This is a genomic window from Colwellia psychrerythraea 34H (genome assembly GCF_000012325.1).
GTDB lineage: Bacteria > Pseudomonadota > Gammaproteobacteria > Enterobacterales > Alteromonadaceae > Colwellia > Colwellia psychrerythraea_A.
On sequence record NC_003910.7, the window covers coordinates 549,395 to 562,513 of the forward strand.

The following is a 13,119-nucleotide window of genomic DNA, read 5'->3' on the forward strand; positions in this document are numbered from 1 at the left end:
ACTTTAAATAATCATGTAGCCATGCAAGTTAACGGCACATCGGCGGCAAGTTAGCAGTAAGTTACAACAAAGAAGGTAAATAAACAGATGGATACTCCACGTCCAATTAAACGTGCACTGTTAAGTGTTTCTGATAAAGCAGGTATTGTTGAGTTTGCTCAACGTCTAAGTGAGAAAGGTGTTGATCTTCTTTCTACTGGCGGTACAGCAAAATTATTAGCCGAAAACGGCATCAAAGTAACTGAAGTTTCAGATTACACTGGTCACCCAGAAATCATGGATGGTCGTGTTAAAACGTTACACCCTAAAGTACATGGCGGCATTTTAGCGCGTCGTGGTATTGATGAAGTCGTAATGGACGAAAACGGTATCAGCGCAATTGATATGGTAGTGGTTAACTTGTACCCGTTTGCTAATGCAGTTAGTGATGAAAACTGTTCATTAGAAAATGCCATCGAAAACATTGATATCGGTGGACCAACAATGGTTCGCGCAGCAGCTAAAAATCATAAAGACGTGACTATTGTTGTAAATGCTAGCGATTATGAGCGAGTATTAACTGAATTAGATAACAACAATGATTCTTTAACGTATAAAACACGTTTTGATTTAGCGATTGCAGCTTACGAGCATACAGCTAGCTACGACGGAATGATTGCTAACTACTTTGGTAAAATGTTACCAGCGTACGGCGAAACTGAATCTAAAGCTTCTTTAGAAAACAAAGTTAAGTTCCCACGCACTTTTAATAGCCAGTTTATTAAAACTCAAGATTTACGTTACGGTGAAAACTCTCATCAAGATGCTGCTTTTTACAAAGAAGAAAATCCTGAAGAAGCGTCAGTTTCTACTGCGACCCAATTACAAGGCAAAGCCTTATCTTATAACAACATTGCTGATACTGATGCGGCATTAGAATGTGTTAAAGAATTTGACGAACCGGCTTGTGTTATCGTTAAACATGCTAACCCATGTGGTGTTGCTATTGGTGATGATATTTTAGCGGCTTATGAAGGCGCTTATAAAACTGATCCTACTTCTGCTTTTGGTGGCATTATCGCGTTTAACCGTGAGTTAGACGCAGATACGGCTGAAGCAATTGTTTCTCGTCAATTTGTTGAAGTTATTATTGCACCAAGCGTTTCAGATGCTGCTGCACAAATTGTTGCTGCTAAACCTAACCTACGTTTATTAGAATGTGGCCAGTGGGATAATAAAACCACAGGTTTTGATTTTAAACGCGTTAACGGTGGTTTATTAGTACAAGACACAGATCAAGGTCGCGTAACAAGTGATGACTTAACTGTTGTAACTAAACGTCAACCTACTGATGAAGAGATGCGTGATTTACAATTCTGTTGGAAAGTAGCAAAATTTGTTAAATCTAACGCAATTGTTTACGTTAAAAACAGCTCTACTATCGGTGTTGGTGCAGGCCAAATGAGCCGCGTATACTCAGCGAAAGTTGCGGGTATTAAAGCAGCTGATGAAAACTTAGAAGTGAAAGGGTCTGTTATGGCCTCTGATGCATTCTTCCCATTCCGTGATGGTTTAGATGCTGCAGCTGAAGCAGGAATTACTGCTGTAATTCAGCCAGGTGGCTCTATGCGTGATGACGAAGTTATTGCAGCAGCAGACGAACATAACATCGCGATGGTGTTTACAGGTATGCGTCACTTCCGCCATTAAGATTGATTCTTGTCGCTGTTAGGCACAATTTAGTTGTCGAATGTACTCACTGACTAACGTCAGCTCCGTGCTTTTTCCTATAAATTGAGATTAACAGCTTAAAGAATCTTTCTTAAAGTGAGATAGAAGTACAGAAAAGCAGTGTTGATTTATTTACTTACAATGAAAATTAGTATGGAAATACAATCAACACTGCTTGTTTGTTTTAAATCTGTTATAAATATTGCCGTTAATTAATACATTAATCGCTATATAATATATACCGACTTAAATACTAATAATTTCATACCAGTTTCATTAATTAGGTGATCTATTTTATACGTAGGAAAAATAGCCAAATACAAGGCATTTGTTTTAATAACTAGTTGTTCAGGACAATAAGCTTCAGCATTGTCTAATAAGCTGCATCTATGCAGCGTTAATTATTAAATAAATAACGAAGTAATAGGTTATTTTAACAAGTAGAAATGAACACATAGTTAGTGAGATGGGTATCACAAGGAAAATAGTTATGACAATTAAATCAAACTCGCTTAAATCAATTGCTATTGCAATAACCCTAAGCTGTAGCGCATTAAGTTTATCTGCTATGGCGCATGACACTCATGCACTCGAAAATACTGCTTCAGTAAAAGCACTTGAAAATGCTGTTTCAGGCGATCACCGTACCGCTAAAAACAAAGCGCGTGATCAATACCGTCATCCTATTGAAACGTTAGACTTTTTTGGTTTTACACCCAATATGACTGTAGTTGAAATTACGCCCGGTGGTGGTTGGTATACTGAAATACTTGCTCCAGCCTTAAAAGGTACCGGTAAGCTATATGGTGCCCATTACCCTGATACGGGTGAAGATAACTATTACAGTAATTCTCGCAAAAAATTAGTGAAGAAACTTGCTTCCGATGCTGTGTTCAGTGAAGTTGTTTTAACAGACTTCACACCACGTCAAGAAAGTGAATTAGCACCACAAGGTACAGCTGACCTAATTTTAACGTTTAGAAATCTTCATAACTGGAAAGATGCTGGCGTAGAGCAAGTGTTCAAAGATGCTTTTAATGCACTTAAGCCCGGTGGCGTTTTAGGTATTGTTGAGCACAGATTACCAGTAGGTGTTAGCCCTGAAAAAGCAAAAGGCTACGTATCTGAAGTACACACTATTAAACAAGCCAAAGCGGCTGGTTTTAGGTTTGCTGGCTCGAGTGAAGTTAATGCTAATACAAAAGATTTAGCTATTCACCCAAAAGGTGTTTGGACTTTACCACCAGTATTGCGCTTAGGTGAAACGGACAGAGCAAAATATTTAGCGATAGGCGAAAGCGATCGCATGACATTAAAATTTGTTAAACCAGCCAAGTAGTTGCTGATTTAGCGTAAAAGAAAATTTATAGGAAAAACATATGAAAATCTTAGTTATTGGCGGCGGTGGTCGTGAACATGCATTAGCGTGGAAAGCGGCTCAATCAAGTCAGGTTACTAAAGTGTTTGTTGCCCCAGGTAATGCGGGTACAGCTACTGAAGCAAAATTAGAGAATGTTGCTATTGATGTTAGTGACAATGCTGCCTTAGTTGCTTTTGCTCAAAGTGAAGACGTTGCCTTAACTATAGTTGGTCCAGAACAACCACTTGTTGATGGGGTTGTTGATGCTTTTCAAGCGCAAGGTTTAGCTATTTTTGGCCCAAGTGCTAAAGCGGCTCAGCTTGAAGGTTCAAAGTCATTTACTAAAGACTTCCTAGCTCGTAATAAAATTCCTTCAGGTAGTTACGCAAAATTCACTGAAGTTGAACCAGCATTGGCTTATGTTCGTGAACAAGGCGCACCAATCGTTGTTAAAGCCGACGGCTTAGCTGCTGGTAAAGGCGTTATCGTTGCACTGACATTAACTGAAGCTGAAGATGCGATTACAGATATGCTCGCAGGTAATGCCTTTGGTGATGCTGGTCATCGTGTAGTGATTGAAGAGTTTCTTGAAGGTGAAGAAGCAAGTTTCATCGTAATGGTTGACGGTAAAAATGTTTTACCAATGGCAACAAGCCAAGATCATAAACGTGCGTTAAATGGTGACTTAGGTCCTAACACGGGTGGCATGGGCGCATATTCTCCAGCACCAGTAGTAACACCTGAAATTCATGATCGTATTATGGCCGAAGTTATTATGCCAACGGTTGAAGGTATGGCTAACGAAGATGCACCTTACAGTGGTTTTTTATATGCTGGTCTAATGATTGCTGAAGACGGTACACCAAACGTTATTGAATATAACTGTCGTTTTGGTGATCCTGAAACACAACCTATCATGATGCGCTTACAATCAGACTTAGTTGAATTATGTTTAGCCGCTACACGTGGTGAGTTAGACAAAGTAACGATTGAGTTTGATAGTCGTGCTGCTGTGGGTGTTGTACTTGCAGCACAGAGTTACCCAGCGGATTACCCTAAAGGTGATGTTATTTCAGGTCTAGATACAAACAACAATGTATTAGCCAAGACCTTCCATGCAGGTACTAAGTTAAACGAGCAAGGTGAAGTAGTGACTAATGGTGGTCGTGTATTATGTGCGACAGCATTAGGTAATACCGTCACAGAGGCGCAACAGACAGCTTATGAGTTGCTACATCAAATTTCGTGGCAAGGTGTAGAGTTTAGAACTGATATTGCTTATCGCGCGATAGAACGTGAACAAGAAAACAGCTAACTAATTTGATCGATAGGTAAGAGCTTAGATCACCTTTGAGATCGAGCTTGTTTATACCTGATGATCATTTTGATAACTTTAAAAAACCGACCTTAGTGTCGGTTTTTTTTATTACTACATAAAAGTAATGTTATTAACTGGCTATATAGTGACATCTGAGGGTGTCGAGGACTAGTTTAAGGGTAATCTAATAAATGAGGATTTTGCTATAAATCGATGGATGATCCTTTATGATCGTGCCATATAGCCCAATAAGAAAGCTATGTGTTCAATAACTGACCGAACAAACACAAAGATGAAAATAACCCTTGATCAAAAGTGAAAAGTCTCTAAAATGCGCCACCAGTTCCAAGGGGTTACCCAAAGAACTGTTTTGATACGTTATCTACTCGCTTTAGCGAGAAATAACGTAAGTTAACTTGAAGTTTTAAATGTTTTTCAAAATAATTTAAAATAAATGTTGACATCAAAACTCGGAAGCGTATTATACGCCTCCTGCTTCGGGGCAACAGCAACGAGCAACGCAAATTAAGTTCAACTTAGTTTGCTTCAGATAAAGAGCGAATGCGACTCTTATCTACTTCTAAACATAGTTTATGAAGTTCATCTTTAACAATTAGTTATCATGCAATTTGTGTGAGCACTCACATTATGTTGTTTTACATAGTTCTCTATCTTTTACTAGGTAGGAACAAAAAAACGCTTAATGAATGCTGTTCATGCAAATAAATATAGTTATTTATCTTTAGTTAGATAGGTAGCGACTATGTAATGCGATATCAACTTCGGTTGGTATCACGACAGAATTCATTGAGCAGTAACACATCGCTTGCGATGAGGTTACACAAACGATTTTTAATTGAAGAGTTTGATCATGGCTCAGATTGAACGCTGGCGGCAGGCTTAACACATGCAAGTCGAGCGGTAACAGAGATAGCTTGCTATCTGCTGACGAGCGGCGGACGGGTGAGTAATGCTTGGGAATATGCCTTATGGTGGGGGACAACAGTTGGAAACGACTGCTAATACCGCATAACGTCTACGGACCAAAGGGGGGGATCTTCGGACCTCTCGCCATTTGATTAGCCCAAGTGAGATTAGCTAGTTGGTGAGGTAATGGCTCACCAAGGCGACGATCTCTAGCTGGTTTGAGAGGATGATCAGCCACACTGGGACTGAGACACGGCCCAGACTCCTACGGGAGGCAGCAGTGGGGAATATTGCACAATGGGCGAAAGCCTGATGCAGCCATGCCGCGTGTGTGAAGAAGGCCTTCGGGTTGTAAAGCACTTTCAGTTGTGAGGAAAGGAGTGTAGTTAATAGCTGCATTCTGTGACGTTAACAACAGAAGAAGCACCGGCTAACTTCGTGCCAGCAGCCGCGGTAATACGAGGGGTGCAAGCGTTAATCGGAATTACTGGGCGTAAAGCGTTCGTAGGCGGTCTATTAAGCAAGATGTGAAAGCCCAGGGCTCAACCTTGGAACTGCATTTTGAACTGGTAGACTAGAGTACTGTAGAGGGTGGTGGAATTTCCAGTGTAGCGGTGAAATGCGTAGAGATTGGAAGGAACATCAGTGGCGAAGGCGGCCACCTGGACAGATACTGACGCTGAGGAACGAAAGCGTGGGGAGCGAACAGGATTAGATACCCTGGTAGTCCACGCCGTAAACGATGTCAACTAGCCGTTTGTGGACTTGATCCGTGAGTGGCGCAGCTAACGCACTAAGTTGACCGCCTGGGGAGTACGGCCGCAAGGTTAAAACTCAAATGAATTGACGGGGGCCCGCACAAGCGGTGGAGCATGTGGTTTAATTCGATGCAACGCGAAGAACCTTACCATCCCTTGACATCCAGAGAAGAGACTAGAGATAGACTTGTGCCTTCGGGAACTCTGTGACAGGTGCTGCATGGCTGTCGTCAGCTCGTGTTGTGAAATGTTGGGTTAAGTCCCGCAACGAGCGCAACCCCTATCCTTATTTGCCAGCGCGTTATGGCGGGAACTCTAAGGAGACTGCCGGTGATAAACCGGAGGAAGGTGGGGACGACGTCAAGTCATCATGGCCCTTACGGGATGGGCTACACACGTGCTACAATGGCAGGTACAGAGGGCAGCAATACCGCGAGGTGGAGCGAATCCCACAAAGCTTGTCGTAGTCCGGATTGGAGTCTGCAACTCGACTCCATGAAGTCGGAATCGCTAGTAATCGTAGATCAGAATGCTACGGTGAATACGTTCCCGGGCCTTGTACACACCGCCCGTCACACCATGGGAGTGGGATGCAAAAGAAGTGGCTAGTTTAACCCCTCGGGGAGGACGGTCACCACTTTGTGTTTCATGACTGGGGTGAAGTCGTAACAAGGTAACCCTAGGGGAACCTGGGGTTGGATCACCTCCTTATCTTGAAGTAAAATTGCTTAATGGAAATCAGTTTTCGGATTGTATTTCACGAGTGTTCACACAAATTACATGATAACAAATTGAAAGATACCCTGATGGGGCTATAGCTCAGCTGGGAGAGCGCCTGCCTTGCACGCAGGAGGTCAGCAGTTCGATCCTGCTTAGCTCCACCAACTCATCACGTATCTTTTACTAAAGAAAGAGACCAAATTTAAATACACTTTATAGTGATTTTAAATTTGGTTTTTTAAACCACGAATTATGCCGAATGCGTGCTAATTTGAATTCTTTAACAATCTGGAAAGCTGATATAAATATCGGTATTTATAAGGTAAGCACGGTGTCGCGCTGTTGTTTACATGATTATAAATACCAAGCTGTTATCTCATTCTCTTATCGTGAATGTGGTAATGGTGATAGTGCATCCCCCCAAGGATGTATTATCAAATTCATACTGCTCGCAAGAGCATGATGTCTTATCAAGTAACTCATCGTATATCTTCGGATATACTGAGTACGTGAAAATGTCAGACTTTACAATTGCCTTGGATTAGTCTCCGGGGCGTACTTCGTTTTCAAATCTTCGGATGAGACTACTTAGGGTTGTATGGTTAAGTGACTAAGCGTATGTGGTGGATGCCTTGGCAGTTAGAGGCGATGAAGGACGTGTTAATCTGCGAAAAGCTTTGGTGAGGTGATAAAAACCGTTATAGCCAAAGATGTCCGAATGGGGAAACCCACTTACCATAAGGTAGGTATCGTTACGTGAATACATAGCGTAACGAAGCGAACCGGGAGAACTGAAACATCTAAGTACCCCGAGGAAAAGAAATCAACCGAGATTTCGTTAGTAGCGGCGAGCGAACGCGAATCAGCCCTTAAGCTTATAGGGTGCTAGTAGAATGTTCTGGAAAGGACAACGATACAGGGTGATAGTCCCGTATACAAAAGCAACCTTTAAGTGAAATCGAGTAGGACGGAGCACGTGAAACTTTGTCTGAATATGGGGGGACCATCCTCCAAGGCTAAATACTACTAACTGACCGATAGTGAACCAGTACCGTGAGGGAAAGGCGAAAAGAACCCCTGTGAGGGGAGTGAAATAGAACCTGAAACCGCATACGTACAAGCAGTGGGAGCCCGATTTAGTCGGGTGACTGCGTACCTTTTGTATAATGGGTCAGCGACTTATATTCTGTAGCAAGGTTAACCGATTAGGGGAGCCGTAGCGAAAGCGAGTGTTAACTGCGCGTTTAGTTGCAGGGTATAGACCCGAAACCCGGCGATCTACCCATGGGCAGGTTGAAGGTTGAGTAACATCAACTGGAGGACCGAACACACGTATGTTGAAAAATGCGGTGATGACTTGTGGGTCGGAGTGAAAGGCTAATCAAGCCGGGAGATAGCTGGTTCTCCCCGAAATCTATTTAGGTAGAGCCTCGCACGAACACCATTGGGGGTAGAGCACTGTTAAGGCTAGGGGGTCATCCCGACTTACCAACCCTTTGCAAACTCCGAATACCAATGAGTGATATGCGGGAGACACACTGCGGGTGCTAACGTCCGTTGTGAAGAGGGAAACAACCCAGACCGCCAGCTAAGGTCCCAAAGTACTAGTTAAGTGGGAAACGATGTGGAAAGGCATAGACAGCTAGGAGGTTGGCTTAGAAGCAGCCATCCTTTAAAGAAAGCGTAATAGCTCACTAGTCGAGTCGGTCTGCGCGGAAGATGTAACGGGGCTAAACTAGTCACCGAAGCTGCGGATTTGAACTTAGGTTCAAGTGGTAGGGGAGCGTTCTGTAAGCCGTTGAAGGTGAATTGAGAAGTTTGCTGGAGGTATCAGAAGTGCGAATGCTGACATGAGTAACGATAAGGGGAGTGAAAAACTCCCCCGCCGAAAGACCAAGGTTTCCTGTCCCATGTTAATCAGGGCAGGGTAAGTCGGCCCCTAAGGCGAGGCGGAAACGCGTAGTCGATGGGAAACAGATTAATATTTCTGTACTTCTATATATTGCGAAGGAGGGACGGAGTAGGCTAAACAAGCACGGCGTTGGTAGTCCGTGTGAAAGTATGTAGGTGGTTGACTTAGGTAAATCCGGGTCTTCATTAACACTGAGATACGAGACGAGACTCTACGGAGTTGAAGTTGTTGATGCCATGCTTCCAGGAAAAGCTTCTAAGCTTCAGATATATAGGAACCGTACCCCAAACCGACACAGGTGGTTAGGTAGAGAATACTAAGGCGCTTGAGAGAACTCGGGTGAAGGAACTAGGCAAAATAGTACCGTAACTTCGGGAGAAGGTACGCTGCTCAACGTTAAACCCTTGCGGTGTAAGCGAAGAGTAGTCGAAGTAACCAGGTGGCTGGAACTGTTTATTAAAAACACAGCACTGTGCAAAATCGAAAGATGACGTATACGGTGTGACGCCTGCCCGGTGCCGGAAGGTTAATTGATTCGGTTAGTCCTCGGACGAAGCTGATGATCGAAGCCCCGGTAAACGGCGGCCGTAACTATAACGGTCCTAAGGTAGCGAAATTCCTTGTCGGGTAAGTTCCGACCTGCACGAATGGCGTAATCATGGCCACACTGTCTCCACCCGAGACTCAGTGAAATTGAATTTGCGGTTAAGATGCCGTATACCCGCGGCTAGACGGAAAGACCCCGTGAACCTTTACTATAGCTTGACAGTGAACATTGCTCCTACATGTGTAGGATAGGTGGGAGGCTTTGAAACCATGTCGCTAGATGTGGTGGAGCCAATCTTGAAATACCACCCTTGTATGCGTGATGTTCTAACCTAGGGCCCTTATCGGGCTTGGGGACACTGTCTGGTGGGTAGTTTGACTGGGGCGGTCTCCTCCCAAAGAGTAACGGAGGAGCACGAAGGTTGGCTAAGTACGGTCGGACATCGTACGGTTAGTGCAATGGCATAAGCCAGCTTAACTGCGAGACAGACACGTCGAGCAGGTACGAAAGTAGGTCATAGTGATCCGGTGGTTCTGTATGGAAGGGCCATCGCTCAACGGATAAAAGGTACTCCGGGGATAACAGGCTGATACCGCCCAAGAGTTCATATCGACGGCGGTGTTTGGCACCTCGATGTCGGCTCATCACATCCTGGGGCTGAAGTCGGTCCCAAGGGTATGGCTGTTCGCCATTTAAAGTGGTACGCGAGCTGGGTTTAGAACGTCGTGAGACAGTTCGGTCCCTATCTGCCGTGGGCGTTTGAGAATTGAAGAGGGCTGCTCCTAGTACGAGAGGACCGGAGTGGACGAACCACTGGTGTTCGGGTTGTCATGCCAATGGCATTGCCCGGTAGCTACGTTCGGAACTGATAACCGCTGAAAGCATCTAAGCGGGAAGCAGGCTTTGAGATGAGTTCTCACTGGGACTTTAAGTCCCCTAAAGGGTCGTTGGAGACTACAACGTTGATAGGTCAGGTGTGTAAGTGCTGCGAGGCATTGAGCTAACTGATACTAATTACCCGTGAGGCTTAACCATACAACACCCAAGTAGTTTTGCTGAGAAGTGATACTGAAGTGATTTGTATAAAGACTGACATAGACCGAAAGGTAAGAAAACATCACGTACTTACGTGTTACTTGAACCAAGAAAACCAAACGATATTTATAGCTCATTGAGCAAGCTTTCTAAGATTGTACCTTTTTTGTTTAGCGACAATAGCGCTGTGGTCCCACCTGATCCCTTTCCGAACTCAGAAGTGAAACGCAGTTGCGCCGATGGTAGTGTGGGAGTTCCCATGTGAGAGTAGGACATTGCTAAACTTCTAATTTGTGCTGCGGCACACGAGAAGCCCGTTACATTTGTGACGGGCTACTTGAGAAACACTATTTGTTAACTTAATTGCCTGATAAATGAGCGATTAATGTAAAAAATACTGTTTTATAAAATACTTATTTTCTTTATGAAACTAAGTGTTGACAATAAAACTGAGAGGCGTATTATGCGCACCTCACTCAGGCAAGGCCTGAGGTTAAGAAGATAACGAATGCGATTATCTTCTGTCTTTCATAGCAATATGAACAGACCTTTTCTTTAACAATTAGTTATCATGCAATTTGTGTGAGCACTCACATTAATGTTGTTTTACATAGTTTTCCTTTCGGGGAGAACAAAAAAACGCTTAATGAATGATGTTCATGCAAATAAATATAGTTATTTATCTTTAGTTAGATAGGTAGCGACTATGTAATGCGATATCAACTTCGGTTGGTATCACGACAGAATTCATTGAGCAGTAACACATCGCTTGCGATGAGGTTACACAAACGATTTTTAATTGAAGAGTTTGATCATGGCTCAGATTGAACGCTGGCGGCAGGCTTAACACATGCAAGTCGAGCGGTAACAGAGATAGCTTGCTATCTGCTGACGAGCGGCGGACGGGTGAGTAATGCTTGGGAATATGCCTTATGGTGGGGGACAACAGTTGGAAACGACTGCTAATACCGCATAACGTCTACGGACCAAAGGGGGGGATTCTTCGGAACCTCTCGCCATTTGATTAGCCCAAGTGAGATTAGCTAGTTGGTGAGGTAATGGCTCACCAAGGCGACGATCTCTAGCTGGTTTGAGAGGATGATCAGCCACACTGGGACTGAGACACGGCCCAGACTCCTACGGGAGGCAGCAGTGGGGAATATTGCACAATGGGCGAAAGCCTGATGCAGCCATGCCGCGTGTGTGAAGAAGGCCTTCGGGTTGTAAAGCACTTTCAGTTGTGAGGAAAGGGGTGTAGTTAATAGCTGCATTCTGTGACGTTAACAACAGAAGAAGCACCGGCTAACTTCGTGCCAGCAGCCGCGGTAATACGAGGGGTGCAAGCGTTAATCGGAATTACTGGGCGTAAAGCGTTCGTAGGCGGTCTATTAAGCAAGATGTGAAAGCCCAGGGCTCAACCTTGGAACTGCATTTTGAACTGGTAGACTAGAGTACTGTAGAGGGTGGTGGAATTTCCAGTGTAGCGGTGAAATGCGTAGAGATTGGAAGGAACATCAGTGGCGAAGGCGGCCACCTGGACAGATACTGACGCTGAGGAACGAAAGCGTGGGGAGCGAACAGGATTAGATACCCTGGTAGTCCACGCCGTAAACGATGTCAACTAGCCGTTTGTGGACTTGATCCGTGAGTGGCGCAGCTAACGCACTAAGTTGACCGCCTGGGGAGTACGGCCGCAAGGTTAAAACTCAAATGAATTGACGGGGGCCCGCACAAGCGGTGGAGCATGTGGTTTAATTCGATGCAACGCGAAGAACCTTACCATCCCTTGACATCCAGAGAAGAGACTAGAGATAGACTTGTGCCTTCGGGAACTCTGTGACAGGTGCTGCATGGCTGTCGTCAGCTCGTGTTGTGAAATGTTGGGTTAAGTCCCGCAACGAGCGCAACCCCTATCCTTATTTGCCAGCGCGTTATGGCGGGAACTCTAAGGAGACTGCCGGTGATAAACCGGAGGAAGGTGGGGACGACGTCAAGTCATCATGGCCCTTACGGGATGGGCTACACACGTGCTACAATGGCAGGTACAGAGGGCAGCAATACCGCGAGGTGGAGCGAATCCCACAAAGCTTGTCGTAGTCCGGATTGGAGTCTGCAACTCGACTCCATGAAGTCGGAATCGCTAGTAATCGTAGATCAGAATGCTACGGTGAATACGTTCCCGGGCCTTGTACACACCGCCCGTCACACCATGGGAGTGGGATGCAAAAGAAGTGGCTAGTTTAACCCCTCGGGGAGGACGGTCACCACTTTGTGTTTCATGACTGGGGTGAAGTCGTAACAAGGTAACCCTAGGGGAACCTGGGGTTGGATCACCTCCTTATCTTGAAGTAAAATTGCTTAATGGAAATCAGTTTTCGGATTGTATTTCACGAGTGTTCACACAAATTACATGATAACAAATTGAAAGATACCCTGATGGGGCTATAGCTCAGCTGGGAGAGCGCCTGCCTTGCACGCAGGAGGTCAGCAGTTCGATCCTGCTTAGCTCCACCATCTTGTATCTTTTACTAAAGAAAGAGACCAAATTTAAATACACTTTTTAAAGTGATTTTAAATTTGGTTTTTTAAACCACGAATTATGCCGAATGCGTGCTAATTTGAATTCTTTAACAATCTGGAAAGCTGATATAAATATCGGTATTTATAAGGTAAGCACGGTGTCGCGCTGTTGTTTACATGATTATAAATACCAAGCTGTTATCTCATTCTCTTATCGTGAATGTGGTAATGGTGATAGTGCATCCCCCCAAGGATGTATTATCAAATTCATACTGCTCGCAAGAGCATGATGTCTTATCAAGTAACTCATCG

At 44.3% G+C, this 13,119-nt stretch carries 3 protein-coding genes, 2 tRNA genes and 4 rRNA genes; all 9 read left to right on the top strand.

Annotation, left to right across the window (positions count from 1 at the left end; genetic code table 11):
- The first annotated feature begins 87 nt into the window (after positions 1 to 87).
- Positions 88 to 1,689: a bifunctional phosphoribosylaminoimidazolecarboxamide formyltransferase/IMP cyclohydrolase gene (gene purH / locus CPS_RS02465; protein WP_011041413.1), complete on the top strand. Its 1,602-nt coding sequence runs from the start codon at positions 88 to 90 to the stop codon at positions 1,687 to 1,689.
- Positions 1,690 to 2,200: 511 nt separating this feature from the next.
- Positions 2,201 to 3,049 carry a class I SAM-dependent methyltransferase gene (locus CPS_RS02470; RefSeq protein WP_011041415.1) on the top strand — a complete coding sequence of 283 codons (849 nt, stop codon included), beginning with the start codon at positions 2,201 to 2,203 and terminating at the stop codon, positions 3,047 to 3,049.
- Positions 3,050 to 3,089: 40 nt separating this feature from the next.
- The gene (purD, locus tag CPS_RS02475) at positions 3,090 to 4,385 is read left to right on the top strand and encodes a phosphoribosylamine--glycine ligase (protein WP_011041416.1); all 1,296 of its coding nucleotides are present in this window, start codon (positions 3,090 to 3,092) and stop codon (positions 4,383 to 4,385) included.
- An 856-nt stretch (positions 4,386 to 5,241) separates the two neighbouring features.
- Positions 5,242 to 6,784 (top strand): 16S ribosomal RNA (locus CPS_RS02480).
- Positions 6,785 to 6,881: 97 nt separating this feature from the next.
- A tRNA-Ala gene (locus tag CPS_RS02485) sits at positions 6,882 to 6,957 on the top strand.
- A gap of 436 nt (positions 6,958 to 7,393) precedes the next feature.
- Positions 7,394 to 10,287: ribosomal RNA gene (locus CPS_RS02490) — 23S ribosomal RNA — on the top strand.
- Between the two features lie 169 nt (positions 10,288 to 10,456).
- A 5S ribosomal RNA gene (gene rrf, locus CPS_RS02495) occupies positions 10,457 to 10,571 on the top strand.
- 512 nt (positions 10,572 to 11,083) lie between these two features.
- Positions 11,084 to 12,628 (top strand): 16S ribosomal RNA (locus tag CPS_RS02500).
- Together the 16S, 23S and 5S rRNA genes with 2 tRNA genes alongside form the textbook arrangement of a ribosomal RNA operon.
- A gap of 97 nt (positions 12,629 to 12,725) precedes the next feature.
- Positions 12,726 to 12,801, top strand: a tRNA-Ala gene (locus CPS_RS02505).
- The last annotated feature ends 318 nt before the right edge of the window (positions 12,802 to 13,119 follow it).

Coding starts and splice junctions, on each gene's coding strand:
- purD (WP_011041416.1), top strand. CDS start 3,090: ATGAAAATCTTAGTTATTGGCGGCGGTGGTCGTGAACATGCATTAGCG.
- purH (WP_011041413.1), top strand. CDS start 88: ATGGATACTCCACGTCCAATTAAACGTGCACTGTTAAGTGTTTCTGAT.
- CPS_RS02470 (WP_011041415.1), top strand. CDS start 2,201: ATGACAATTAAATCAAACTCGCTTAAATCAATTGCTATTGCAATAACC.